The sequence below is a fragment of the Duganella sp. FT27W genome, assembly GCF_009295655.1.
GTDB lineage: Bacteria > Pseudomonadota > Gammaproteobacteria > Burkholderiales > Burkholderiaceae_D > Rugamonas > Rugamonas zoogloeoides.
This window is the reverse complement of sequence record NZ_WHIV01000005.1, coordinates 754,615-779,469: the sequence shown is the minus strand read 5'-3', so window position 1 is coordinate 779,469 and position 24,855 is coordinate 754,615. Positions and strand designations below refer to the sequence as shown.

General features: G+C 64.1%; 21 protein-coding genes. 5 read left to right on the top strand and 16 right to left on the bottom strand.

Features of this window, described 5'->3' with window-relative positions; genetic code table 11:
* Window positions 1-4: 4 nt before the first annotated feature.
* The 15 genes from F8197_RS25365 to F8197_RS25295 form a co-directional block, all read right to left on the bottom strand.
* Window positions 5-2,224, bottom strand: coding sequence for a secretin N-terminal domain-containing protein (locus F8197_RS25365; RefSeq protein WP_152884494.1), 2,220 nt, complete (start codon window positions 2,222-2,224; stop codon window positions 5-7).
* Entirely contained in the window at window positions 2,224-2,787 is a 564-nt protein-coding gene (locus tag F8197_RS25360) for a hypothetical protein (protein ID WP_152884492.1), read from the bottom strand. Before F8197_RS25360 ends, F8197_RS25365 begins: the two co-directional genes overlap by 1 nt.
* Window positions 2,784-3,386 carry a hypothetical protein gene (locus F8197_RS25355; protein WP_152884490.1) on the bottom strand — a complete coding sequence of 201 codons (603 nt, stop codon included), beginning with the start codon at window positions 3,384-3,386 and terminating at the stop codon, window positions 2,784-2,786. The genes F8197_RS25360 and F8197_RS25355 overlap by 4 nt, the downstream gene beginning before the upstream one ends.
* The gene (locus tag F8197_RS25350; protein ID WP_152884488.1) at window positions 3,371-3,907 is read right to left on the bottom strand and encodes a PilN domain-containing protein; all 537 of its coding nucleotides are present in this window, start codon (window positions 3,905-3,907) and stop codon (window positions 3,371-3,373) included. The genes F8197_RS25355 and F8197_RS25350 overlap by 16 nt, the downstream gene beginning before the upstream one ends.
* Before the next feature lie 17 nt (window positions 3,908-3,924).
* Window positions 3,925-4,782 carry a hypothetical protein gene (locus tag F8197_RS25345; RefSeq protein WP_227012404.1) on the bottom strand — a complete coding sequence of 286 codons (858 nt, stop codon included), beginning with the start codon at window positions 4,780-4,782 and terminating at the stop codon, window positions 3,925-3,927.
* Window positions 4,775-6,505 carry a GspE/PulE family protein gene (locus F8197_RS25340; RefSeq protein WP_152884486.1) on the bottom strand — a complete coding sequence of 577 codons (1,731 nt, stop codon included), beginning with the start codon at window positions 6,503-6,505 and terminating at the stop codon, window positions 4,775-4,777. Before F8197_RS25340 ends, F8197_RS25345 begins: the two co-directional genes overlap by 8 nt.
* On the bottom strand, window positions 6,502-7,689 hold the full coding sequence (locus F8197_RS25335; protein ID WP_152884484.1) for a type II secretion system F family protein: 1,188 nt from the start codon (window positions 7,687-7,689) through the stop codon (window positions 6,502-6,504). Before F8197_RS25335 ends, F8197_RS25340 begins: the two co-directional genes overlap by 4 nt.
* A gap of 42 nt (window positions 7,690-7,731) precedes the next feature.
* Window positions 7,732-8,178, bottom strand: a complete 447-nt coding sequence (gene gspG / locus F8197_RS25330; RefSeq protein WP_152884483.1) for a type II secretion system major pseudopilin GspG — start codon at window positions 8,176-8,178, stop codon at window positions 7,732-7,734.
* Between the two features lie 135 nt (window positions 8,179-8,313).
* Window positions 8,314-9,246: a LuxR C-terminal-related transcriptional regulator gene (locus tag F8197_RS25325; protein WP_152884481.1), complete on the bottom strand. Its 933-nt coding sequence runs from the start codon at window positions 9,244-9,246 to the stop codon at window positions 8,314-8,316.
* Between the two features lie 23 nt (window positions 9,247-9,269).
* Window positions 9,270-9,992 carry a winged helix-turn-helix domain-containing protein gene (locus F8197_RS25320; RefSeq protein WP_152884479.1) on the bottom strand — a complete coding sequence of 241 codons (723 nt, stop codon included), beginning with the start codon at window positions 9,990-9,992 and terminating at the stop codon, window positions 9,270-9,272.
* Window positions 9,993-10,096: 104 nt separating this feature from the next.
* Window positions 10,097-10,732: an NF038129 family PEP-CTERM protein gene (locus F8197_RS25315; protein ID WP_152884478.1), complete on the bottom strand. Its 636-nt coding sequence runs from the start codon at window positions 10,730-10,732 to the stop codon at window positions 10,097-10,099.
* Window positions 10,733-10,741: 9 nt separating this feature from the next.
* Window positions 10,742-13,756 (bottom strand): ExeM/NucH family extracellular endonuclease, encoded by a 3,015-nt coding sequence (locus tag F8197_RS25310; protein WP_152884476.1) that lies wholly within the window; start codon window positions 13,754-13,756, stop codon window positions 10,742-10,744.
* A 116-nt stretch (window positions 13,757-13,872) separates the two neighbouring features.
* On the bottom strand, window positions 13,873-14,877 hold the full coding sequence (locus F8197_RS25305) for a TIGR03790 family protein (RefSeq protein ID WP_152884475.1): 1,005 nt from the start codon (window positions 14,875-14,877) through the stop codon (window positions 13,873-13,875).
* A gap of 143 nt (window positions 14,878-15,020) precedes the next feature.
* Window positions 15,021-15,518 (bottom strand): FxDxF family PEP-CTERM protein, encoded by a 498-nt coding sequence (locus tag F8197_RS25300; protein ID WP_152884473.1) that lies wholly within the window; start codon window positions 15,516-15,518, stop codon window positions 15,021-15,023.
* 407 nt (window positions 15,519-15,925) lie between these two features.
* A complete protein-coding gene (locus tag F8197_RS25295) occupies window positions 15,926-17,065 on the bottom strand; it encodes a sugar phosphate nucleotidyltransferase (RefSeq protein ID WP_056139093.1) in 1,140 nt (379 codons plus the stop codon).
* 642 nt (window positions 17,066-17,707) lie between these two features.
* Here F8197_RS25295 and F8197_RS25290 point away from each other — a divergent pair.
* The 5 genes from F8197_RS25290 (at window position 17,708) to galE (ending at window position 23,581) form a co-directional block, all read left to right on the top strand.
* Window positions 17,708-19,267: an Atrophin-1 multi-domain protein gene (locus tag F8197_RS25290; protein WP_152884471.1), complete on the top strand. Its 1,560-nt coding sequence runs from the start codon at window positions 17,708-17,710 to the stop codon at window positions 19,265-19,267.
* Window positions 19,268-19,712: 445 nt separating this feature from the next.
* A complete protein-coding gene (locus F8197_RS25285) occupies window positions 19,713-20,828 on the top strand; it encodes an Atrophin-1 multi-domain protein (protein ID WP_152884470.1) in 1,116 nt (371 codons plus the stop codon).
* Window positions 20,829-20,851: 23 nt separating this feature from the next.
* Window positions 20,852-21,373, top strand: a complete 522-nt coding sequence (locus tag F8197_RS25280; RefSeq protein ID WP_152884468.1) for a serine acetyltransferase — start codon at window positions 20,852-20,854, stop codon at window positions 21,371-21,373.
* A complete protein-coding gene (locus F8197_RS25275) occupies window positions 21,370-22,557 on the top strand; it encodes a glycosyltransferase family 2 protein (protein ID WP_152884466.1) in 1,188 nt (395 codons plus the stop codon). Before F8197_RS25280 ends, F8197_RS25275 begins: the two co-directional genes overlap by 4 nt.
* A 22-nt stretch (window positions 22,558-22,579) precedes the next feature.
* Window positions 22,580-23,581 carry a UDP-glucose 4-epimerase GalE gene (gene galE, locus F8197_RS25270; protein WP_152884465.1) on the top strand — a complete coding sequence of 334 codons (1,002 nt, stop codon included), beginning with the start codon at window positions 22,580-22,582 and terminating at the stop codon, window positions 23,579-23,581.
* Between the two features lie 64 nt (window positions 23,582-23,645).
* On the opposite strand, the gene F8197_RS25265 is transcribed toward galE, so the two are convergent.
* Window positions 23,646-24,851, bottom strand: coding sequence for a glycosyltransferase family 4 protein (locus tag F8197_RS25265; RefSeq protein WP_152884463.1), 1,206 nt, complete (start codon window positions 24,849-24,851; stop codon window positions 23,646-23,648).
* Window positions 24,852-24,855 lie beyond the last annotated feature (4 nt).

Below are 24,855 nucleotides of genomic sequence, written 5' to 3'. Positions count from 1 at the left end.
CCGGTCATTGCAGCGGACGGGGCTGGCCCGACGCCGGCGGCAACGGCGCCGGCTGGCCGCGCGACAGCGGCACATCTTGCACTGGCGGCGGTACCGAAGGGATCGGTGACTCTTCCACCGGCGCTGCTGGCGCAGCTGGGGGTGCAGGTTCGGCAGGCGGCGCGATCTGCTCCGCCGGTTGGAGCGGTTGTGCCGGTTGGCCCGGTTGTGTCGGCTGCGACAGTTGTTGCCGCTGTATTTGCTGTTGCTGTTGCTGTTGCATCTGCTGTTGCTGCTGCATCTGCTGGAACTGCTGCTGTTGCAGCTGCTGCGGCGAAGGGCCGGAAGGCTGCGACGGCGACAACGTCACCGGCGCGGTTTGCGCCGGCGGCGCCAGCTCGACCACCGCGCCCACGCCCGGCCGTGGCTGGGCGCCCGGCAGCGCCGGCATTTGCACGGCGGGACGCGCGCTGAAGTCGGGGCGGCGGCGGAAGCTGGCGTCGGTGCCGGCCGAGAATTCCGAGGCCGAGGCTTCGGGCCGCTGCACGTTGCGGATCAGGCGCGGCGTGATCGACAGCACGATCTCGGTCTTCTGGTTGTCGTCGCGCTGGGTGCCGAACAGGCGGCCCAGGATCGGCAAATCACCGGCGCCGGGAATCTTGTTGCCGGTGCCGCGCTGCTCGTTGTTGATCAGGCCCGCGAGTACCTGGTTCTCGCCATCCTTCAGTTGCAAGGTGGTGCTGGCCTGGCGCGTGCCCAGCTGGTAAGCGGTGCTGCCGTTCCTGGTAGTGAGGGTGCTGACCAGGTTGCTCACTTCCAGCTCCACCTTGATGGCGATTTCGTCGTTGAGGTAAATGGTCGGCTCCACTGCCAGTTTCAGGCCCACATCCACATACGTCACGCTGTCGCTGGCAAAGCCGCCCAAGCCACCACCGGACACGGTCGGTGTAATCACCGGCAGCTTGTCGCCGATGACGATATTCGCCTTTTGCTTGTTGCGTACGCGGATGCGCGGATTGGCCAGCAGGTTGGAGTCGGTGTCGGTCTTGTTGATGTTGATGGCGCCGCTGATCCCGGACAGCAGGATGCGGTCCGAGTTCAGGTTGCGCAACTCGTTGACCGTCAGATCGCCGGCAAGGTCGGTCAGCGGGTTGATGCCGATGCTGGTCGGCCACTGCACGCCGAGGTTCATCAGCGTGCTGCGTTTGACTTCGAGGATTTCCACTTCCAGCATCACTTCCGCCTCGGGCATGTCCTGGGTGGCGATCACGCGCTCGGCCAGGCGGATCGCTTCCGGGTTGTCGCGCACGATCAGCAGGTTGAGCTTTTCATCGACCACCACGTCGCGCGTCTTGAGGATGGTCTTGAGGGTGTTGGCAACCATCTTGGCGTCGGCGTTGGCCAGGTAGAAGGTCTTGACCGTCATCTCCTGGTATTCCTTCTGCTTGGCGGCCGTATTCGGATAAATCAGTACCGTGTTGGCGTCCATCACCTGCTGCTCGAGCTGGTTGGTCAGCAGCAGGAAATAGATCGCCGCCTCGACGGTGCTGTTACGCAGCAGGACCGTGGTGCGCTGGTCGGTCTTGACGTCCTTGTCGAACACGAAGTTCAGGTTGGAGCGGCGCGAGATCACCTCGAACACCTGCTTCAGCGGCGCATCGCGGAACTCGATGGTGATCGGCTGCTTGTACGCTTTTGCCAGGCCGGTTTCAACGGCGGACGGCGCGGTCTTTTCCGTCACCTCGCGCAGCAACTGGCGTGCGGGCTCGTTGGACGGCGTCTCGGTCAGCAGTGCATTGAGGCGCTGTTTGGCCAGGTCATATTCGCCCCTGGCCACATGCTCGCGGGCGATCGCCAGCAGCTTGGCCTGACGGGCATTGCGTTCGAGCGTGCGCAAACCGGCGCGCGCGCGCTCGTTGGCCGGATCGAGCGCCAGGGCACGACGCCAGCCCTGCTCGGCCAGCTCGGGCTGGCCGTCGGCCAACTGGCGTTCGGCCTCGCGGATGAAACCCTGGGCCGCACGGTCGCGCGCCTGCACGTAGGCGGCGCGGTATTCGGCGTTGGTCGGCTCGGCCTTGAGCGCTTCCTGGTACTTGAGCAAACCTGCCTCCACCTGGTCCTGCGCCATCAGCGTATTGCCGTCGCGGTAGGCCATCTGGCCGGCGCAGCCGCCCAGCGCCAGCACCAGGGCCAGCAGCGGCGGCAACGCCAGGCGCCGGTGGTGTTTTTTAAGATGACTTGCCATCAGTCGATTGCTCCAATATTGATTTGTTGCACCTGATTCAGAGGCAGGTACGTCATGGTGAGCAGCGGCGGCATGATGCGGTCGATGCGCCAGGCGCCTTCGAGCACGGTCTGGTTGCGCGCAATATAGGTCTTGTCGCCGCGCGCCAGGTACACCTCCCAGGCGCCGTCCTGCACGGCCTTGCCGAAATAGTTGAACGGCACCGGCGGCGCCATCGGCGGTGGCGCCGGTGCGTTGGCGGCCGCGCGCTCGGCGGCCGTGGGCTGCTGCTGTTGCTGCGGCGGATTCCAGTTCTGGCCGAGGAAGACGCCCTCCCCGGCGCCGAAGGTGGCGTCACCCGCTGCGCCCACCAGCTGCGCGCGCGGCACCAGGCGCGCGATGGGCACGTCGGGCCTGGCCCCGGCGCCGGCACGGTCGCGCGCACGCTCCGATGCGGCGACGGCAGGCGCACCACGACGCACCACCGGCTCGACAATCTCACCGGCCGGCGTGCGGTCGCCGAACAGCACCAGCGCGGCGGCGCCGGCCAGCGCCAGTCCCATCACGATGTGATACGGCTTCATGGCGCATCCTTGAGGTAGAGCGTGAAGCGCAAGCGCGCCTCCACCACAGGATCGGCAATGGTCTCGCGGCGGAAGCTCACCTCGTCGAGTGCGGCGAACGGCATGTCGCGCAAGCCGTTCATGGCGAACTGCCATAGTGGCTGGTAGCCGCCCTTGACCGGCAGGGTGACCTGGTACGTGCTCACCCGGCTGGCCTTGTCGTAGCTGGATTTGTATTCGCCCTGGTTCAGCGCCAGGCCCGCTTTGGCGGCCAGGTCGAACAGGGTGCGCACCTGCTGCTCGGCGTGGCGTTTTTCGCCCAGCGTGGCATAGAAGTCGGCCAGGTTCTGGTTGGCCGACGGCGGCGGCACCGCCGGCTGCTGTGCCAGCAGCGAAGCCGGCGTGGGCAGCGGTTGCGCCATCAGCCGCGCATGGGCGGCGCGCTGCGGCAGCAGCCAGGCCCATGCCGCCACTCCGGCCACGCACAGCGCCGCCGCCACGCAGGCCGGCGCACCCACGCGCGCCACCGCCAGCCGCGCCCGCAGGATCAATGCCTGCGCGCGCGCGGCATCGATGGCGCCTGTGCCTGCACCGGTGGCGGGTTTCAGCGATTGACCCATGTGGCCTCCAGTTGAAAGCGCAACGGCCGATGCGGGTCGGTCTCCTGCACGTCGTGCCGCGTGAGGGCAACTGCGCTGAAAGCTTCCTGCTCCTTGAGTTGCGAGACGTAATCGACCATGTCGTCGCTCGATGCCGCCTCGGCGGTAATCTTGAGCACCTGCTTGCGCGCGTCGGGTTCCAGGGCGATCAGCGCGATAGCCGGTGGCGTGGCCGACGCCACGGCGTCCTGCAACTCGCGCCACGGCAGGTTCAGTTGGGCGATGGCGCTGTTGACGAACGCGGCCTGGGCTTCGGGAATGTCCACCGTGGCCACCTGCGCCGGCCGCGCCGACATGGCCGCCGCCCGCTCCTCCACGTGTTGCAACTGCTGCGCGCGGTCGCGCCGTTCGTCGGCCAGCCGGGTGGCAGACAGCACCGCGCCCGCGCACAGCAGCACACCAATTGCGCCCAGCGCCAGCAGCGCCGGATGGGCGTGGAACAGCGTGCGGCGCAGGCTGCGCGGCGCGAAATCGATGCGCATGGTCCGTGGTTTCCTGCTCATCGGGCGCCTCCCCAGGCCAGTTGCGCCACCGGCGAAAAGCCCGCGTACACCGCTTGCCGTGCGTGGTCGAGCGCCTCGCAGCCGACCGGCGCTGCGGCCGTGCCAGCAGAATTGGCCGCCCCGGCCGCGCGCAACCAGGTCGTCGGCACCGCGCCGCAGGCCTGCAACAGCGCCGGCGGCGGCAGGTCGAGCAGCAGCGCCTCGCGCTGCAAGGTCTGGGTGAGCCAGGCCTGGTCGGCGCCGGGCGGTACCGGCAGCACCCTGAGCGCCCGCACGCCGTCATCGGCGACCGGGGCCAGCGTCATCAGGCCGTCGTGCACCAGCGCATACCAGGCGCCGGCTTTGAGGCCGCCGTGCCAGCGGTTCCAGGCGCTGACAAAATGCGGCTCCACGCCGACGACAGCCAGCCGGAATTCTTCAGCCACCAGCATGAGCGACGCCAGCAAGGAGCGCGGCACGGCAGCGGCAAAGAACGGCTGCACCGCGTTCCAGTCGGCGCCGATCTGCCAGGCCGACGGCGGCTCGCCGTACAGCGACTGGAAGCGCAGGCCGGCAGCGGCCTGCAAGTCGTCAAGCCGGGTGGCGCCCTGCGGCGGCGTCACCCGCCACAGGCGCGCCAGTTCGTCGGCCAGCACGAATGCCACCGGCCGGCGTTCCACGCCCTGCTCGCTCAATAAGGTGCGCAAGGCGTTGGCGATGGCGTCGAACGGATGCGCGGACGATGTGACAATGGTGTGCTCGGCCAGCACCGTCACCGGCGCACCTCGCCAGCGGCTCACGCGCAGCAGGCTCACCGCGTGCGGCGCGATGCCGATGCGGAGCGATTGTCCGATGGCCAGGGTCATGTTACGCATGCAGGGTCACCCGCTTGATTTCGGTGAGCGTGGTACCGCCGCGCTTGACCAGTTCCAGCGCGGCCAGGCGCAGGCTGCGAGTGCCGTTGGCGTGGGCGGCCTGCTTGATCTGGCGGATCGGGCGCTTGTCGACGATCAGCTCGCGGATCTCGTCGTTGAGGGTGAGGATCTCGGCGATCGAGCGGCGGCCCTTGTAGCCGGTGCCGCGGCAGTCGCCGCACCCTTTACCCTGCATGAACAGGTAGTCCTGCGCTTCGGCGCGGGTGAGGCCCACGCTGGCCAGTTCGGCGTCGTCCGGCGTGTACTGCGCGGCGCAGTGCGGACAGTTGATGCGCACCAGGCGCTGGGCCCAGATGCCGTTCAAGGCCGAGACAAACGCGTACGGATCGATGCCCATGTGGGTAAAGCGGCCGAACACGTCGAACACGTTATTGGCATGCACGGTGGTGAGCACCAGGTGGCCCGTCAGTGCCGACTGCACGGCGATTTCCGCCGTCTCGCGGTCGCGGATTTCGCCGACCATGATCTTGTCCGGGTCATGGCGCAGGATCGAGCGCAGCCCCTTGGCAAACGTCAGCCCCTTCTTTTCGTTGACCGGGATTTGCAGGATGCCGGGCAGCTGGTATTCCACCGGGTCTTCGATGGTGATGATTTTTTCGCGGCCGTTGTGGATCTCGGTGAGCGCGGCGTACAAGGTGGTGGTCTTGCCGGAGCCGGTAGGCCCGGTCACCAGCAGCATGCCGTAAGCCTCCTGCGCCAGCACGCGCAGGGTGGCCAGCGACGGCGCATCGAAGCCGAGGGCTTCGAGCGTGAGCGAGCCATAGGCTTCGATCATGGCGCGCTTGTCGAGAATACGGATTACCGCGTCCTCGCCGTGGATGCTGGGCATGATGGACACGCGCAGGTCGATCTCGCGGCCGCCCGCCTCCACCCGGAAGCTGCCATCCTGCGGCACGCGGCGCTCGGCGATATCGAGTTCGGCCAGCACTTTCAGGCGCGAGATGATTTGTTCGGCCACCTCGATGCCGTTGACGGCGGTGGCGTGATCGAGCACGCCATCGACGCGGTACTTCACGGCCAGGCCGCCAGCTGTGCTTTCCAGGTGGATGTCCGACGCCCCGGCCTTGAGCGCATCGTACAGCGTGGAGTTGACCAGCCGCACGGCGGGACTGGCCGCTTCCGACACCGACGCGAACGACAGCACGGCAGCGGTCTTGCCGTCGCGCCGGCCTTCGCTGGCGCCGGGCAGCAGGTTGTCGGTGGCGCGCGCCGACTCCTCCTGCTTGGACAGATAGGCCTGGATGTCGGCCTGCAGCGCCAGGCGCATGGGCAGCGGTGCATGCGGCGTGGCGCGCGCCTGCGTCGACAACCAGGTTTGCAGGTCGAGGTCGAACGGGTCGGCGATCACGGCCAGCAGTTGGCCCGCATGTTCCCCTGCCTGCGCCGGCAGCGTGCGCAGCAGCACGCAGTGGCGCGCCATCGCTTGCGACAGCGGCAGCAGGTCGAAGGCTGGCGCGCAAGCCAGCATGTCGGCCGTCTCCAGCACCGGCATGGAAAACGGCTGCGCCAAAGCGCGCACCAGCTCGCGCGGCTCCAGCCCGCTCAAGCCTTCGAGCTCCTCGACCAGCGTGCGCTTCGATTGCGCGCGCAAGTGGCGCGCACGCGCCAGCAGCGCCGCATCGACCACGGGCGCCATTGCTGCAGGCAGCACGTCGGCGCTCATGACATATCTCCCGCCAGATCGAAGATCGGCATATACAGCAGCACCACGATGGCGCCCACCACTAGGCCGATGCCGGCCATCAGCAACGGTTCGAAGGTGCGGGTAAAGCGTTCGATCCAGCGCGTGATCTCGCCGTCGTAAAACGCCGCCGACTGGGTGAGCATCGGTCCCATGTCGCCGGTGCGCTCGCCCACGCGCAGCATGCGCAGCGAGATTGGCGTGGTCAGCTGGTGCGCCTCGAAGGCGGTGGACAGCGGCTGGCCCGACTCGATGTCGGCGCGCGCCGCTTGCAGATTCTGACGCAGTCCAGCCGACACCATGCCCTGCACGGTGTTGATGGCGTGGACAATGGTGATGCCGCCTTCGCTGAGCATGCCAAGCGTGAGGTACAAGCGCGAAAGTTCGTAGATGCGCACCCGTTCGCCGATGGCCGGCAGGCGGCCCAGCAGGCGCAGTACGCCGCCGTTGCGCAGCAGCCGCCGCACGCCGAGCACCAGCGCTGTCAGCGCAAAGGCGATCATGCCCAGCAACAGCCCGGTGTGGGCGCCGGCGAACTGGCCCCAGTTGAGCATTTGCTGCGACAGCCACGGCAGGTCGCGCCCGGCGCCCTGGTACACCTCGGCAAAGCGCGGCACCACATAACCGATCAAAAACAGGCTGACACCGCCGCCGACCAGCAGCAGGATGCACGGGTAGATTGCGGCAGAGACCAGTTTGCCGCGCACCAGGTCGATGCGCTGCTGGTAATCGATGAAGCGCGCGAGCGAACGCGGCAGGTCCGACGTGCCTTCGGCCGCCTTGACGATGCCGATGTACAGCGGCGGGAACAGGTCGGGCTGCTCGGCCAGCACGGCGGAAAACCGTTGGCCGTCGCGCAGGCCCGCCAGCAGGCGCTCGAGCACGCTGCGCGTGCCGGGGTTGGCCTCTTTTTCCAGCAACGCTTCCAGTCCCTCCACGATGCCGAGGCCGGCAGTCAGCAGCGCCAGCAACTCCTGGCTGAACAGCACCAGCGACAGCGCGCTGCGCTTGCTCCCGGCACGCAGTCCCTTGCCGGACGGCGCGATGGCACTGACGAACAGGCCGCGCGCCTCCACCTGGCGGCGCGCATCGGCCTCGTCGCGGCCATCGATGACCAGTTCGGAAATGACCATCTCGGCCGACAAGGTGCGTACGTCAAACTGCATGATGAAGTCGGCTTTCGGTGAAGACTGGGCTACGCGAGACGTCTATTGGGAGACGATATCGGCATCGTCGCCGCTGCCGCCAGGCTGGCCGTCGCGGCCCAGCGAGGTGATCTCGAAATCGGCTTTGGCGCCGGGCGCCTTGTACTGGTAAGCGCGGCCCCAGGGATCGGACGGCACCTTGGGCAGGTAGGGGCCGTTCCACTTGGCGCCCGCCGTGGGCGGCGCTACCAGCAGCGCGTTCATGCCCTCTTCCGTGTTGGGATAGCGGCCCACGTCGAGGCGGTAGGTATCGAGCGCCTTTTCGAATGAACCGATTTGCGCCTTAGCCATCGTCACTTCGGACTTGCCCAATTGCGAGAAGTACTTAGGGCCTACGTAGGCCGCCAGCAAACCGATGATCACGATGACTACCAGCAACTCCAGCAAGGTAAAACCGCGCGAATTATTGCTGCCCGTTACCGTCTGCGTGCGCATCTTTACCACATCCATCCAACCACTCCCTTTGTGTTACTTGCTACCTTGACGGTCCTGCGGCGCCGTGTGGCTACCACTCGACAAGGCTACCATGCTGTTTGCCGGGAAGACAATCTTTTTCAACGAACACGACCGCAGATAGTGTGGCACTCACGCCGCAAACGCCAGTTGCCGGGACCAGTGCGGCGGCGGTTGTTCGAACAGCCGCAAGGCAGCGCCGCGCGCTATCGCATGGGTCCGGTTTGAAACGCCCAGCAGGCGGTACAGCCGCTGCAAATGGTTCTTCACGGTCAGCCCGCTGATGCCGAGAATCTGGCCGATTTCATCATTGGTCTTGCCCTCGCGTACCCAGTGCAAAATCTCGGCCTCGCGCGCGCTGACCGGACGGGTCAATACCGTGACGCTGGCGATGGCACAGGCAGCGCGCCATTGCGCCAGGTGCTGCACCATCAGGTGCAAGTGCGGCAACAGCAGCGCCAGAAAATACGCGTGGCGCGCATGCGGCCGCTGCGGCAATCCCAGCAACACGAACACGCTGGACCCGCCCGGCAAGCGGCTGGTCGCTTGCAGCGCCAGGTTAGTAAAACCCAACGCGCGCAGCTCCGCGCGGAACGGCGTAGCCGATTGCAGGGCGGAGCCATCAGCGCTATCAACGGCCGGGGCGGCTTTGGCACCTTGGGCGGCATGGGTACCTTGGGTAGCTTGGGCACCTTGGGCACCTTGGGCGGCATTAGCGGCCGGGGCACCGTGGGCCGAATGCGCATCATCAGCGCCATGGACAGCATCGAGCAGCAGAGAGCGGCAACCGTGCCGGCGGCAATGGCGCGCCAGGCGTACCGCCAGCCCCTCGTCGCCGGCCAGGCGATGGCGCAGGCCGGCATCGAGCACCGCGCTGTGCTGGCATTCCATTTGCAGCAACCGGTCCTGGCCGTCGAAGTGCAACGCTACCAGTACCTGGTGCGGCAACAGCGCCTGCAATGGCCCCTGGGTCCACAGGAAAAACTGGCGCGCATCGTCCACCGGCAGCGCCGCCTCCACCGCGTGCAGCAAGTATTCCTGCTCGCGCGCGCTGAGTATGATCATCGCCGGCGTCATCGATGAAGCGCTCACGCCGCAGCGCCGACAAAGCGGTAGCCGCTGCCGCGCACGGTCTCGATGCGGCGTTGGTAGCCGGCCGGTTGCAGCGCGCTGCGCAGGCGACCCACGTGGGTGTCCACCGTGCGCTCTTCCAGGTACACGGCGTTGCCCCATACCTGGTCGAGCAGTTGTGCACGGCTGTGGATGCGGCCGGGATGGCGCATCAACACGTCGAGCAGCTTGAATTCCACCCGGCCCAGCGCCAGCTCGCGCGCACCGGCCATCACCCGCAGCGTGTGCGGATCGAGCCGCAGCCCGGCGGTATCCGAAGTGTCGTGTGCGCTCCCCTGCCAGCCGGCGCTGCGCGGCGCACGGCGCAGCAAGGCATGCACGCGCGCCAGCATTTCGCGTGGACTGAACGGCTTGGTCATGTAGTCGTCGGCGCCGCCCTCGAGCGCCATGATCTTGTCCGCTTCGCTGGCGCGCGCGGTCACCATCATCACCGGCAGCGCGCGCGTGCGCGGCTGCGTGCGCAGGCGGCGCACCAGCGCCAGCCCGGACAGTCCGCGCCGACATTCGGGCAAGTTCCAGTCGAGCAGAATCAGGTCGGGACAGTCGTCCTCGAGCAGCATCAGCGCGCTGGCAGCGTCCGGTGCGCAGCTGACCACGTGGCCGGCCATGCCGAGGTTGAGCGCAATCAGTTGCTGGGTTGCGCGGTCGTTTTCGATGACAAGGATGTGGGCGGCTGGCATGGCATATCCGTGTAAAAATTACACTATGCAATATCCTGCCGGCCCCTGACTAATATGTTTTCTTTGCGATATTTATATCATCCGCAAATAAATAGAGCCCGGCGTTACCCGCGCTGGCGCCGGCGCGCCACGCCACCGAGCAATGCCAGGCCGGCGCCCAGCATCAGCCAGGTCTGCGGCTCCGGCACCGCGCTCACCGACGTGCCGATCTGGTTCGTCAGCGGCGAGGCGGTGGCGCCGCCCAGCGACGTCCAGTTCAGCACTACCAGCGCATCGTCGGCTGTGCCCAGCGCCACGGTTTTGCTGCTATCGAACAGCGACACCGCGAATGCCGAACCGAGGCCCGACAGGGACGGATCGAGATCGCCGCTGAAGGTCACCGTAAAACCCACCTTGCCGCCGAAATTGACGGCGTGGAACAGGTCGTTGTAGCCGCTCGCGTCGTTGTTACCGATCACGTAGCCGCCAGCGAGCGAACCGCTAACATTGCCAGCCGTCTCGACCGTGGTCGGATCGCCGAAGCCGACGAAATTGGTCAGCAGCGCCTGGGCGTATGGCGTGCCGCCATTACCCGGGTTGAATTGCAGGTCGATCCAGCCGGTGTTGCCGTTGGCGGCCACCAGCGTACTGGTGTCGAGTTCGATCTGGAACACGGAGGCGGCGGACGCCAGGCTGGTGCAGGCACTCAGCGCCAGGACCAGGGCGGCACGGCGCAGGGAAGTCAGAGCAGGTTTGAACATGGTAAATCCTTAGAAATTGCCGCTATAAACGGTAGTGGTGTAAGTGATGGCCGCGGTGCCGGTCTTGGTAAAGCTCACCGGTACGGTGATGGTGGCGCCAGGCGCCAGGTTGGCGACTGCTGCCGTCAGGTAGGGCGCACCGCCTTGGCTGCCACTGGCATTGGACAACGCCACGCCGGCCGGCAGGTTTTTCAAGGCGATCTGCAACGGACCGGTCAGCGCAGTGCCAGCGGTATTGGTGATGCTGACCGTGCCGGTCCACTTGCCGCTGGCGCGGGCGAATACCAGGCCCGAAGCCGCAGTGCGCACGCTGGCCGTCACATCGGCCGGGGCGCCCGCCAGGTTCAGGGTCAGCACCACGGGGTCGTGGTCCGACGCGCGGTATGGTGCGTCGGTGTACTTGTCCTGCGGCTTGCCGTCGGTGTTGTAATCGACCGCCACCGGTTCGTCGGCATTGTTGTGCCACTCGGCCGCATCGGCCACCTGGGCGCTGAGCGCGGTGCTGGCCAGCGCGTGGTCCAGGTAGCCGGCTTCGCCGTTGAACACGTACGAATACGGCATGGCGCCGGCGCCGCGCACGAAGCGCTCGAGCTGGTTCACAAAGCCCTGGTTGACGATGGCCTGGATTGGATCTTCGTGGCCGTAGGCGTTGAAGTCGCCGATCAAGAGCACTTTCGGATCGCCGGCGGCAGCCACCAACTGCGGCACGAAGGTGCCGACCAGGCGCTGTGCCTGCCGTACGCGGGTGGGGTTCCAGCAGCTCTGGCCGTCGCCTTTGTCGGCTTCGGTAGTGCCGGCGGTCGGGCAACTGCCCTTAGACTTCAGGTGGTTGACCACCACTGTGAATTTGCCACCGTTGGGCGCGACAAAGGTTTGCGCCATCGGCGGACGGTTGTTGATGGCGTCGCTGTCGGTCAGGGCCGTGCCTTGCAGGGTCAGCGCGGATGGCTTGTAAATCATGGCCACGCGGATGGCGTCGGTGCCGGTGGTGACCGGCTTCGGTACGACCGCGTAGGTTTTGCTGCCCGGTGCAATGGCGGCGTTGAGCGCTTCCACCAGTTGCGACACAGAATAATCGCCGTCGTTCTGGATTTCCATCAGCCCCACCACGTCGGCATTCAATGCTTTCAGCTCGCCGACGATCTTGGCGCTCTGGCGCTGGAATTCGACCAGGTTGTCGGCGCCACGGCAGTTCGAGCGCGACGGCGTGCCGCTGCCCACGCTGCAACCCTGGCCGGTCTGGCCCAGGTGGTTGCCACCGTTGGTGAACGTGGTGAAGTAATTAAGGACATTGGCGCTGGCCACCTTGACGTTGCCGCTGGCCAGGGCCGGCGGCGCCGGGCGCGGATTGTCCTGCGAGAACACCGGCGGCACGGTCGGCTGCAGCTTGAAGGCTGCGCCACCACCGCCCTTCGCACCGAAGTCGATCACGCCGGTCAGGCCGGAAACGGTGTCGCCGGCACGCAGCGAACCGTCAGCGCCCAGGTAAGGAATCACGGTGGGCGTTGTAAATATGCCGTCGTCGAGAATGATCTGGTTGCGTGCGTTGGCGGCTGCCAGCGCCACGGCCTCGGACGAGCCCGGGCGGTAGCGGTTGGTCGGCGTTTCCAGCCGGCCCGACGACAGGGTCACCTCGCCGCGATCGGCCAGGTACTGCAATTGCGACACGGTCAGGTTGTTATTGAAGCGCACCAGCATGCCTTCCACTTGCGTGAAGTCGGCGAAGGGCAGTTCGATATTGGTGGGCGCGATGACAATGTCCTTGGCCAGGCCGACGATCTCGGTGATGGTGGTCAGCTCGGTATAGGTATGGCTGCTGCCGGTCGGGACGTAATCGGCCACGGTGCCGGTAATGCGGATACGGTCGCCCACCTGCACGGTGGCGGTGTTGGCGGGCGTGGTGAAGATGAACAGGCCGTCCGAGGTTTGCGGATCGCCGTCGCCCGCCTCGTCCTGGATGAAGAAGCCGGAACCGACCTTGGCGGTAACCACGCCCTCGGTGGTTTGCACCGTGCCGGCCACCGGGCTGGCCGCACCGCTGCCCTGGATTTGCGGGATGGTACGAGTAAGCGTGGCCGGCGCGGCGATTTTCACGTTGACCGTGCACACTGCCTGCTGCGACTGGTCGTTGTCGAAGCGGATGCTGACCGGATAGGTGCCGGCCGCCAGGCCGGGTACCACGGTCAGGTTGGCCGTTGCGGTGCCGCCAGCGGCAGACGCCGACTGGAAATCGGCCAGCGCAATGCCGCCCACGGCGCCGGCGGTAATCGTTGCAGCATTGACGATGCCGTCGGCATCGCTGGCGGACAGGCCGGCAGTGCCGCCCAGGCCCACGGCCAGCGCCAGGTTGGCCGGGCAGCTGGCCACGATCGGCGGCTGCACCGGCACGCCACACTGCTTGCGCTCGCTTTCGGTGGTACGCGGGCTGGGGGCGCCGGTGGCAAAATCGCTGGCGTTGTTGTCGGTGTCGGTGCAGCCGCCATTGGCGCGCAAGGCGGCCGTGGTATTGCTCAGGCCCGGACCGGCGGCGCCTTCGAAGGCGCCGGCGTTATAGCCGAGCAAATCCACCAGCGTGCCGCCAGTCGGATTGGTGCCAGTGAGCAGCGCGTTGCTCGACACCAGCGCCACCTTGCCGGCGGTGCCGCTCAGGGCCAGTTTTCCTGTGACATAAGGCGTCGGCAGGTCGGTCGTGCCGCCGCCACCGACCGCTTGCTGGAACAGGAAATACTGGCCCGGTTCGAGCTTGGGCGTGTTGGCCGGCACGGCGGTGGCAGCCCAGGTGCCGCCGGCGGCGCTGGCATACTGCACGCTCCAGCCGCTGATATCGACGGCGGCGCCGCTGCGGTTGAAAATTTCAATGAAATCGTTTTTATAGGTGGCGCCGCTATTGCCGCCACCGCCATACACCTGGCTGATAACGACGGGCGCATCGGCGCGGGCCTGGGCGGACAAGGCCGCCAGCAGGGCGGCGGCGATCAGGGTACGGGGGCCGGGGATGGCGGCGGCAGTGCGAATGGAGTTCATGTGCGATCCAGGTTAACAAAATGTTTTGAATATTGTATTTTGTATATTATTGGATCTGCATGACGACATCATGACAGGTGCTTGGTCCGAATGGATCAATCACCCTGGCTCGAACGTCACCGCGCGTAAGGAGCCGCCAACGGATCGCCGATGAACACGCCCTGCGCCGGCCAGGCCACGCTGCGCCAATAAGCCTCGATGGCGCTGTCGCCGCTCAGGTAGCGCTTGAGCAGCACGGCCGGTTGCGGGAATTTTTGCCAGTGGTTGCACGGTTCGGACACGGTGCCGTAGCTGGCGGTGGCGCCCGCCTCGAGCCAGCGCAAGCTGCTCATCTGGCTGTTGCCCAGCAGGTCGCCGCCGGCGGACGTCAGGTGGTCGGCCAGCGCACCGGGCAAAAATTTCAGGGTCTCGAGCTTGTCCACCTTGATCATGCCGGTCTGGTACACCATGATATCGCTGGCGTTTTCAAGCACGTCGGCACGCAGGTTCTTGATGGTCAGTTCGTGCGACTTGACCTTGCCCGACGGTGGAAACAGCCGCGCCCGCGAACTGCGCGCCGTGTCCGACGTGGTCAGATAATAGGCGCTGGCTTCCGGCAAACGGAAGTTGCGGGTAGTGCCACGCGCGATCAGGGCTTTGCCCAGGTCGAGCGACGTGGTGGGCAGCAGCATGCTGATGCGCATGGCGGCGGCCGCCGGCGCCAGCGCGTTGCCGTCGCCGTAGTAGGCGCTGGCTTTGCCGGGGCCGCAAGGCGTGTTGCACTGATCGGCATCGTAGCCCAGCGTCAGCGCCGAGGTGATGGCATTGCAGCCCACCGCGTACGGCGCTGTCCACACCATCAGCACGGCGCGGATCTCGGGGCCCAGCTGCCCCAGGATCTGCTGGCGCAACGGCGCGAAGTCTTCGGGGTCGAGCTTGCGGGCGCGCGGATCGAGCCGCACGTGGATGATGTTTTTCTCGGGAACCTGGTGCGCTTCGCGGTACAACGCGGCCAGCGTCACGCTGTTGGGCTCGTTGTCGTTGACCACCAGCGCCAGCTGGCTGGCCCCAAGCGCGGCATGGGCGCCGCCAGCAACGGCCGCACCCAGCAACCCCAGCGACAGCAAGATAAATGAACGCATCGCCCCACTCCCATGATCCCCGGTCGGCACGACCTGGCTGGCGCCATTATAGGGGGCTGCGGCAGCGCCCCATAAAAAAATCCCCCGGCTCGCGCGCGGGGGATTTTTGTCGGTGGGGCGGCGTGGCCGCCTCACCTGGCTGCTCAGGCAGCGTTTTTAGCTTTGCGACGGCGAGCCATGAAACCCAGCAGCGCCAGGCCACCGATCATCATGCCATAGGTTTCTGGCTCTGGTACGGCGGTAACGGTGATGTCGCCGCTGTAGAGGGCGCCCTTACCTGCAGTACCGAACAGCGACAGCACAAATGGCGCCTTGTCGGTAGAAGCGAGGTAACCAAAGCTGTATTTGCCGTAGTTATCGAACGTGCCTTTGGTGCCGTTCAGGTTCGACAGCGCGCTGTTGAAACTCAGGTTCTGGCTGCTGATGGTAACGACCACATTGTACCAACCCGAAGCCAGGCCGGTCAGGGTAATGACGTCGCTGCCGCCGGACAGGATGCCGTCGGTTGGCGTGAACTGACCGTTGAAGTGGTTCTGGTTGCCATTGGTCGGGTTGACGAAGACCGGTACCGATTGATCGGCAGCAGCAGCGCTGAACGAAGCGGCGGCCAGCAAGCTTGCTACGAGCATTTTGAATTTCATCTGAATATTCCTTAGAAGTTAATGGCCACGCTATGTTGCCAAGAATGTGTTTTTACAACAACTATAAGGATGATAGCACAATGAACCCATGTTCCGTTGCAATTTCTTTACTTTAGATAATTTTTTTGAAACCATTTTGCATTGCGGTATAAAAATTTCCTAGCAACACAAAAATTTCCCACAGTGTGAAAATTACGTTATGAAAGGTACATAAAATTTCGCGAAAGAAAAAATTAGATCAACAAAATCAATCACTTATAAGTGTGATGTAAAAAAGCCTCACAATTGTGATTATTTTGAGATTGAAGAGAAGTGTGACGAATGTCGAGAGGAGAAACGGGGGGAAGCGGGGACAAGTAACTTGGCCAGGGCAGCGCCATAGAGCGCTGTCCCGGATGTGACGGTCGTTATGCTGCGATCTCTACCTCGGACCGCGGTTTGCTGCGGCGATCGCGGGCATTGGTCCATTCGCTGGCGGTGTACTCGGACACATGCTTCATCTCGCCTGCGCGATTGACGCTGTATTCCTTAAAGACGATCATTTCTTCCAGGCTCACGTCCTGGAACACGCGCGTGTACTCGAACAACACGCTGCGTACGATCTTGGCACCGGCGCAAATATGGCTGCCGTGACCGATCCAGGTTGGTCCGATGATGGTGCTGCCAGCCTCGATCTTGCAACCTGAGCCGATGTACACCGGGCCTTCGATGGTGGTGCCTTCCCAGTCGATGCTGGTGTTCAGGCCAACCCAGATACCGTCCGCGAGCTGAATGCCCGGCACGTCCATGTGGGCCACTTCGCCCATCATCACGCTCTGCGACACTTCCCAGTAGTCCTTGACGCTGCCGATGTCGATCCAGTTGAACGTGCGGTTCTGGGCATAGAACGGCACGCCCTTCTCGACCAGCAACGGGAACAGCTCGGAACCGATATCGAACACGGTGTCGGCCGGGATCAGGTCGAGGATTTCTGGTTCGAAGATATAGATGCCGGTGCTGACAAAGTTCGACAGCGCTTCTTCTTGGCTAGGCTTTTCCTGGAACTGCGTGATCCGGCCATCCTTGTCGCTGACCACCACGCCGTAGCTGGACACTTTGTCATACGGTACTTCGCGGCAGATCACAGTGGCCTTGGAGCCTTTGCGGCGGTGTTCGAACAGCGCCGATTTCAGGTCGAGGTTGATCACCGCGTCGCCGCACAGGACGATGGTGGTGTCATCGAAAAAACCGCCGAACTGCTGGATCTTCTTCATGCCGCCAGCCGAACCGAGCGCTTCGGCAACGACTTCGCCTTCGTTGTTGGTGTAGCCCTCGAACGAGTATCCGATCTGGACGCCGTACTGGTGGCCTTCGCCGAAATAATCCTCGATTTTTTCGTGCAGGTAGCTGACGTTGACCATGATCTCATTGACCCCGTACTTGGCCAGGTGTTCGATCAGGTAAGCCATCACCGGCTTGCCCAGCACCGGTATCATCGGCTTGGGAAGGTCAAACGTCAGGGGGCGCACGCGGGTACCCTTGCCTGCGGCCAAGATCATAGCTTTCATAATGAGGTCCTCTAGATAGTTAAAAAATGTTCGAAAGGGCGCGCGGCACGCAGTGCGTCAAAGCGCACAACAGCTGCAGCAGCCCGAGAAATCAGCCCTGTCGGGTGAATCATGACATACCGTCAACTTCTTGACCAGCCCAAAATGCTGCGTGTGCACATCGAGCATCGCGGGCATACCGGGTGACTGGCCTCTTGCAACGCAATATAGCAGAGCCTAGCGCTCGCGCCCGCTTCGACTGGCAGCGGTGCGCGCCACGGCAGGATTAAATATCAATTGAATATCGGCAGTGATAATAATCTATTTCAATAAAAATATTTCGGTAGAACAATATATTTTTGACATCCAATCATATTCAAATTAAGTAGTAACTAAATTTAATAGTCAGTATGCGTTGAATATATGCCATGTCGCTTGTTTTTTGGTTAAAACAGGTCACTCAGATCCAGCGCAAACCCTGCAACTGCGGGGCTAATCAGGTTTTTTTATGCGCATGATCAATACGGTAACAATGTGTTGCACAGGTGCTGCAACCAGCCAAAATGAATTGAAAAAAATTTCGCTACGGAAAGGGTTTGTGTATAATAAATTTCAGGTTGCGTTACCGCCCAATCATTTTGAAATTATTTCCAGGAGTTAGACATGTTTTTCAATAAACCGCTTTCTGTGTCCGCGTCCCAGCTCACCAAAGTGATCGGCTGGTCGGTATTGAGCGCGTGTGCCCTGACCTTGAACGTGCAGGCGCAAACCACCGGCACGCCGGCGCCGAGCATGAGCACCCCTCCAGCATTCTCCACCTACGCTAACCCGTTTGCCGCGCAGTCGCTGTGGAACGTGCGCCCGGTAAATCCGGTGCTCGACACCTCGTACACCATACCAACCTCGAGTTACTACCCGGACATCACTGCGGGCGCTTACTCGACCGGCTTGTTCCTGGCCAAGGAAACCGATCTGCCGATGAAGATCTATGGCACCAATGGCGCCAACCTGGTCAATAATCCTGACGCTGGCGGCAATACCGAAGTTACACTGCCGCGCTGGCCTGCCAACACCCTCCCTGCCAGCGGGAGCGATGGCCACGCCGACATCTACGATCCTGTCACCAATGTGATTCACTCGTTCTGGAAACTGAAGAACGTCAATGGCAAATGGCAGGCTGGCTTATATGCATGGTCGCCAGCCACCGGCACCGGCTGGGGCGATCCGGCTCACTTCTACCTGGGTGCCCGTGCTACCGGCGTACCTGCCTCGGCCGGACTGATCCGCGCCCACGAAATCAACGATGGTTTGCCGATGTACCGCCACGCACTGGCCATGTCGCTCACCTACAATGCACTGTCGGCCACCGAGCCATACGTCTATCCGGCCACCTCGGCCGACGGCGATGCAGCCAAAACCAACAGCGGCAAGATCCCGCAAGGCGCGCTGATGATGCTGCCAGCGAACTACGACACTTCGAAGATCGCCAACCTTGCGCTGCGTAAAGTGGCCGAGACGCTGAAAACTTACGGTGCGTATGTGGTGGACCGCAACGTCGGCACGCCGTTTGTGATCTACGTGGAAACAGGCAATTCGCTGGGCCTGCACGCTGGCGGCTGGAATAATGCTGTTGCAGCTGAACTTGAGCGCATGCGTCAAAACATGCGGCGCGTAATCGGTGCGCAAAGCTGGCAGGATGGCACCGGCAAAGCGTTCGACGCCAATACGCCGAACCTCAACGCGCTGTCGATGCGTGGTCCGTGGATCAAGAACTCGGGTACCGTGACCGGCGCTTTCGACACGTGGTCGCAATCGATCGTGTTCCCAGCTTCGCCTGTGAAAACCATTATGCAAAACGGCAACTCGACCGGACTGAGCAAGATCAAATGGGGCGCACCAGTGGTGGGTAGCACCCAGCAGCTGAAAGTGATTGGCACCGGCGGCGCTACCCTGCGCATGGCGCTCTACTCGGGCGGCACGATGATCTTCGACACCGGCACCCAGAGCAATGGCTACACCAAGCGCTTTGTCTGGCCGACCGGCGCGTGGTTCGTGCTCTACGCGTCCAACGGCCTGAACCAGGCATCGAGCGTACGTGGCGAACTGGTTACCGTGGAACTGGCCCCAGCGACGATTGCGGCCAACGCCGCCAAGGCTGCCACGCTAAAGACGTTGCTGCAAGCTTCGCCGACCTATACCGGTTCGCGCAGCGGCGTAAAATGATTGAACCGTGCCGGCTGCCGTCGGCGCTGCGCTTCACCTGATGACTGGCCGACCTTGTGTCGGCCAGTAGCATTTTGCAGTGCATCAAAAAACCCTACTGTGCGCTCTACAAGTGGATTAAAATACATCACTTGATGATCAGATTGCATGCGCCGCTGCCGCGCTGCCGCGCCCCATGAACCGTTCCATCCTCAGTTCGCTGGCCCTGCTCTGCATGGCCAACACGTCGTTTGCCGCCACGCCGGCGTCCGCGCCTTCCGCTCCGCCTGCATTTGGTACTGCCGAGCATCCTTTCGCTGCCGACTCTCCATGGAATGCCCGTCCGGTTCGGCCTGTTTTCGGGACTGCCGAGATCCCCACGTCCAGTTATTTCCCCGCTATTGGGGGGGGGGCTTTTTCCACTATCAGTTTCTTGGGTGGAAAGGAATCACCGTCGCAGGAAGTTGTGGGTGCCAAGGGCAAGCCCGATGTATGGGATTACAACCAGGGCGTCCAGCGCGCCATTACCATCACGCACTGGCCGGCCGGCCTCACTCCGGCCAGCGGTAGTGACGGCCACGCCGACATTGCCGAGCCGGACACGGGTATGCTGCATTCGTTCTGGCAACTGCGCCAGCGTAACGACCACTGGGCGGCAGTCGGTTACGCCTGGAGCCGCCTTAACGGCCGAGGGTGGGGTGATCCCGCCGACTTTTACCAAGGTACGCGTGCGGTCGGTATCCCATCCACCGCAGGCCTGATCCGCCGCCACGAGGTCGAGGACGGCCAGCCCACGTATCGCCACGCGCTAGCCATGTCGCTCACCTATAACGGCTTGTCGAGCAAGCCTGCCTACATTTTCCCCGCCACCGCCGCCGACATCGATGCCGAGCGCAATACCGGCAGCATTCCCGAAGGCGCGCTGATGATGCTGCCACCGGACTACGACAGCAGCAAGATTGCCAACGCGCACCTGCGCAAGGTCGTGGACACACTGAAAACCTACGGCGCCTATGTGGTCGATCGCAACGTCGGCACGCCATTCTACATCTACGTGGAAAACGGCAGCAACTTCAACCTGCATGGCAAAAGCGGATGGAACCAGGACGTCGGCCGTGAGCTGCACCGCATCCGCGCCAATCTGCGCCAGGTGGTCTCGTCGGCCGGTTGGCTCGATGGTAACGGCAAACCGATGAAGATGGAACAGCCAACCAATCTGCTGTCGATGCGCGGCCCCTGGCGCGGCAAGGGAGGCGAATACGACGCCATCAACGACCAGCTCACGCTTGAAGCCGGCGGCAAGTCGCGCAGCTCGGTGTTGCGCGACATTGGCCGCGTCAACTGGGCGGCGCCTCGACCTGGCGCCAAATGCCGTTTCAGCGTGCAGGCCACCGGCGGCGCCACCCTGGCGCTGCAAGTGCGCAGCGCCGACATGCGCGATGAACTGTTTGACAGTGGTCCACTGGCCGACGGCGCCAGCGCCACCCTGCCCTGCCCGTTGGGCAAAGCGCGTTACGACCTGAGTGCCGTCGGCGGCAAGGCCGACGCCACCGTGCGCGCCACGCTGACCAAGCAAGATTAACATGACACGAAAGCACCAATACCATGGCTGATGATGCAGACTGGGCGGCCGACCTGGACCGTTACGGCATGCGCCGCCCTTTCCTCAAGGAACAATCGATCTGGGCCGTGTGGCTGTATCGCCGTGGCCGCCGGCTCGACCGCCGCCCGCCCGGTCTCGGGCGCAAGCTCGGGCTGGCCGTGTACTGGGGCCTGTTCCGGGTGATCGAAACCGTCACCGGCGTCAGCCTGCCCAAGAGCGCGAGCATCGGCCCCGGCCTGCGCGTCTGGCATTTCGGCAATATCTTCGTCCATCCCGACACCGTGATCGGCGCCCGCTGCACCTTGCGCCAGGGCGTCACCATCGGCAATCGCCACGCCGGCGGCCCTACCCCGGTGATCGGCGACGATGTCGAATTCGGCGCTTATGCGCAAGTGATTGGCGGCGTGCGCATCGGCAACAATGCGCGCATCGGCGCCATGTCGGTGGTGCTGTGCGACGTGCCCGACGGCGCCACCGCCGTCGGCGCCCCGGCCCGCATCATTGCCGCACGGGAGGCTGCATGATTACCGTGCTCAGCATTATTCTGTGCGCCGTGCTGGCGCTGCTGGCCATTCCCGTACTGGTGCTGCTGGTGCAATCGCTGCTGGCAGCCAAGCCGGCCGGTCCCGGCCCCGCCATGACCGGCCGCCGCCCCCGGGTGGCGGTGCTGGTGCCGGCCCATAACGAACAAGACGGCATCGGCGCCACCCTGGCCACGCTGCTGCCGCAGATGCTTGCCGGCGACCGCGTGCTGGTCGTGGCCGACAACTGCTCGGACAATACCGCCGGCGCCGCCCGCGCGGCCGGCGCCGAAGTGCGCGAACGCCATCACGCCGAACACCGTGGCAAGGGCTATGCGCTGGACTTCGGCGTGCAATGCCTGGCCGAAGATCCGCCCGAAGTCATGCTCATTGTCGATGCCGACTGCCTGGTCGAACCGGGCGCCATCGACCGCCTGGCGCGCACTGCGCTGGCCAGCGGCCGGCCGGTGCAGGCGCTGTACCTGATGCGTTCGCCTGCCGGCAGCGGCCCGATGAAGAAGATCGCGGAATTCGCCTGGACCGTGAAAAACCTGGTGCGCCCGCTCGGCTTCCTGCGCCTCGGCATCCCCTGCCCGCTGATGGGCAGCGGCATGGCCTTCCCGTGGTCGGTGATCAGCACCGCTTCGCTGGCCAATGGCCACATCGTCGAAGACATGAAGCTGGGCATGGACCTGACCCGCGCCGGCACGCCGCCGCTGTTCTGCCCGTACGTGCTGGTCTCGAGCACCTTCCCCAGCAGCGACGCCGGCACCCAGAGCCAGCGCCGCCGCTGGGAACACGGCCACCTGAGCATGATCGTTTCGGCCGCGCCGCGCTTCCTGCTTGAAGGTCTGATGCGTGGCCGCCTGGCCATGGTCGGCATGGCGCTCGACCTGATCGTGCCGCCGCTGGCGCTGCTGTCGCTGGTGGTGATCGCCGCGCTGGGCGCCAGCGCCTTGTTTGCATTGCTCAGCGGCGCGGTCGGACCGCTGCTGTTTGCGCTGTCGATCGCCGTGGCAATGGGCGTGGCCGTGCTGCTGGCTTGGTGGCGCTACGGCCGCCAGACCCTGAGCGCGGCCAACCTGGCAATGGCGGTGCTGTATATATTCTGGAAGGTGCCGGTCTATATCGGCTTCCTGATCAACCGCCAGGTCGAATGGGTGCGCTCCAAGCGCGACAGCGAATAACTCTTAATACCAAGGAATCCTCATGAAAGTTCTGGTTACCGGCGGCGCCGGCTACATTGGCTCCCATACCTGCGTCGAACTGCTGCACGCCGGTCACGACATCGTGATCGTTGACGACCTGTCCAACAGCACGGCCGATGTGGTTGAGCGCGTGACCACGCTGGCCGGCCGCGCGCCGGTCTTCATCGAGGCCGACGTCCGCGACCGCGCTGTCATGGAGCAGGTATTTGCCGCCCACGCAGTGGACGCGGTGATCCACTTCGCCGGCCTCAAGGCGGTCGGTGAATCGGTGGCGCAGCCGCTGCGCTACTACGACGTCAACGTCCACGGCAGCATCGTGCTGCTGGAAACCATGGCCCGCCACAACGTCAAGAAAATCATTTTCAGCTCGTCCGCCACGGTGTATGGCGACCCGGACACCGTGCCGATCCGCGAAGACTTCCCGCTGCGCACCACCAACCCGTACGGCGCTTCCAAGCTGATGGTGGAAAACATCATGCGCGACCACGCTAAAGCCGCGCCCGACTGGGGCATCGTGCTGCTGCGCTACTTCAACCCGGTGGGCGCCCACGAAAGCGGCCTGATCGGCGAAGATCCGCGCGGCATCCCGAACAATCTGATGCCGTTCATCGCCCAGGTGGCCGAAGGCCGCCGCGAGCGCCTGTCCGTGTTCGGCGACGACTACCCCACCACCGACGGCACCGGCATGCGCGACTACATCCACGTGGTGGACCTGGCCATCGGCCACGTCAAGGCGCTGAACAAGCTTGACGACGAGCGCGGCGTGCTGACCTACAATCTTGGCACCGGCGCCGCCAGCAGCGTGCTCGATATGGTGCGTGCTTTTGAGCGCGCCTGCGGCAAAACCATCCCGTACAAGATCGAACCACGCCGGGCCGGCGACATCGCCGTATGCTACGCCGCCACCGACGTCGCCGAACGTGAGCTGGGCTGGAAAGCCCAACGCAATATCGAGCAGATGTGCACGGATACCTGGCGCTATCAGAGCAGCCTGATTCGCTAAACGGCGACAGGCCAAGAAAAAAGCCGCTCAATGTAAGGAGCGGCTTTTTTTCGGTTGCGGCCAACTAGCCCCGGCTGCGTTTGATCAGCACTGCCAGCTTGGCCGCCTCGGTATCGATCGAATGGCGCTCGACCGCACGCTGGTGGGCGCGTTCGCCCATGACGGCGATCTGCTCGAGCGGCGTGGCCAGCACGCGTTCGATGCCGGCTGCCACAGCATCGACATCGCCGGCAGGGATCAGCCAGCCATTTTCGCCATCGTGCACCAGTTCCGGAATGCCGGCCACGTAGGTGGTCAGTACCGGGCGGCGCAACGCCATCGATTCCATCACCACCACCGGCAAACCTTCGGCAAAGCTTGGCAAGGCCAGCGCGCGCGACGCCAGGATTTCTTCGCGTACCTGGTCGCTGCTGATCCAGCCGGTAATCCGCACCACGTTTTGCAACTGGTGGCGCGCGATCAGGGTTTCGATCTCGGCGCGCATTTCGCCATCACCGGCCAGCACCAGTTCCACCGCCACGCCGCGTGCCACCAGTTGCGCCACCGCGCGCACCAGCAGCAACTGCCCTTTTTGTTCGCACAGGCGGCCCACGCACACCAGGCGCGGCGCTGCCGGCGGCGGAACAGCGACACCGGCGTGGAATGCCGGCTCCAGGCCGCAGTGGACGATTTCTACTTTCGGCCAGTCGGTGTACGGTATCCAGCGGAACAGCTGGCTGCGGCCGAAGCTGCTGATCGCCACTACGAAAGCCGAACGGGCGATCTTCTCCCTGATGTGCAAAAACTCCGGCTTGTCGAATTCTTCCGGTCCATGAACGGTAAAACTATATGCCGGGCCACCGAGTTCGCGTGCCAGCATGGCCACCTCGGCCGGATTGGTGCCGAAGTGAGCATGCAGGTGGCGCACGCCGGAGGCGCGCATCCAGCCGACCATGCGACATGCTTCGGCCAGATAGATCATATGCAGCGGCAACGGCCGGTCGGCGCGTCGCGACATGCGCAGCGCCAGTTTGACCGCGCCCAGAAATTGACCAGGTGCACGCACCAGTTCAGCAAACATGGACTTAGCCAAGGCCAGCGCGCCGTCGCGTAGAAGGTAGCGGGTTTTTTCTCGCTCGCGCAAGTCTTCGGCGTCGACCAGTTGGTCGGCCCAGCCGCGCAGTGCGAAGCGTTCGACCTCGAAGCCCTGGCGCTCAAGCGCTAGAATTTCACGACGGATAAAACTATGGCTGACTTTGGGGTATTGGTTGACGAGGTAAGCTATTTTCATTAAA

Bases quoted from the DNA above. Each gene is read 5' to 3' on its own strand.
- F8197_RS25365 (WP_152884494.1), bottom strand. From the start codon at position 2,224: ATGGCAAGTCATCTTAAAAAACACCACCGGCGCCTGGCGTTGCCGCCG.
- F8197_RS25360 (WP_152884492.1), bottom strand. From the start codon at position 2,787: ATGAAGCCGTATCACATCGTGATGGGACTGGCGCTGGCCGGCGCCGCC.
- F8197_RS25355 (WP_152884490.1), bottom strand. From the start codon at position 3,386: ATGGGTCAATCGCTGAAACCCGCCACCGGTGCAGGCACAGGCGCCATC.
- F8197_RS25350 (WP_152884488.1), bottom strand. From the start codon at position 3,907: ATGCGCATCGATTTCGCGCCGCGCAGCCTGCGCCGCACGCTGTTCCAC.
- F8197_RS25345 (WP_227012404.1), bottom strand. From the start codon at position 4,782: ATGCGTAACATGACCCTGGCCATCGGACAATCGCTCCGCATCGGCATC.
- F8197_RS25340 (WP_152884486.1), bottom strand. From the start codon at position 6,505: ATGAGCGCCGACGTGCTGCCTGCAGCAATGGCGCCCGTGGTCGATGCG.
- F8197_RS25335 (WP_152884484.1), bottom strand. From the start codon at position 7,689: ATGCAGTTTGACGTACGCACCTTGTCGGCCGAGATGGTCATTTCCGAA.
- gspG (WP_152884483.1), bottom strand. From the start codon at position 8,178: ATGGATGTGGTAAAGATGCGCACGCAGACGGTAACGGGCAGCAATAAT.
- F8197_RS25325 (WP_152884481.1), bottom strand. From the start codon at position 9,246: ATGATCATACTCAGCGCGCGCGAGCAGGAATACTTGCTGCACGCGGTG.
- F8197_RS25320 (WP_152884479.1), bottom strand. From the start codon at position 9,992: ATGCCAGCCGCCCACATCCTTGTCATCGAAAACGACCGCGCAACCCAG.
- F8197_RS25315 (WP_152884478.1), bottom strand. From the start codon at position 10,732: ATGTTCAAACCTGCTCTGACTTCCCTGCGCCGTGCCGCCCTGGTCCTG.
- F8197_RS25310 (WP_152884476.1), bottom strand. From the start codon at position 13,756: ATGAACTCCATTCGCACTGCCGCCGCCATCCCCGGCCCCCGTACCCTG.
- F8197_RS25305 (WP_152884475.1), bottom strand. From the start codon at position 14,877: ATGCGTTCATTTATCTTGCTGTCGCTGGGGTTGCTGGGTGCGGCCGTT.
- F8197_RS25300 (WP_152884473.1), bottom strand. From the start codon at position 15,518: ATGAAATTCAAAATGCTCGTAGCAAGCTTGCTGGCCGCCGCTTCGTTC.
- F8197_RS25295 (WP_056139093.1), bottom strand. From the start codon at position 17,065: ATGAAAGCTATGATCTTGGCCGCAGGCAAGGGTACCCGCGTGCGCCCC.
- F8197_RS25290 (WP_152884471.1), top strand. From the start codon at position 17,708: ATGTTTTTCAATAAACCGCTTTCTGTGTCCGCGTCCCAGCTCACCAAA.
- F8197_RS25280 (WP_152884468.1), top strand. From the start codon at position 20,852: ATGGCTGATGATGCAGACTGGGCGGCCGACCTGGACCGTTACGGCATG.
- F8197_RS25275 (WP_152884466.1), top strand. From the start codon at position 21,370: ATGATTACCGTGCTCAGCATTATTCTGTGCGCCGTGCTGGCGCTGCTG.
- galE (WP_152884465.1), top strand. From the start codon at position 22,580: ATGAAAGTTCTGGTTACCGGCGGCGCCGGCTACATTGGCTCCCATACC.
- F8197_RS25265 (WP_152884463.1), bottom strand. From the start codon at position 24,851: ATGAAAATAGCTTACCTCGTCAACCAATACCCCAAAGTCAGCCATAGT.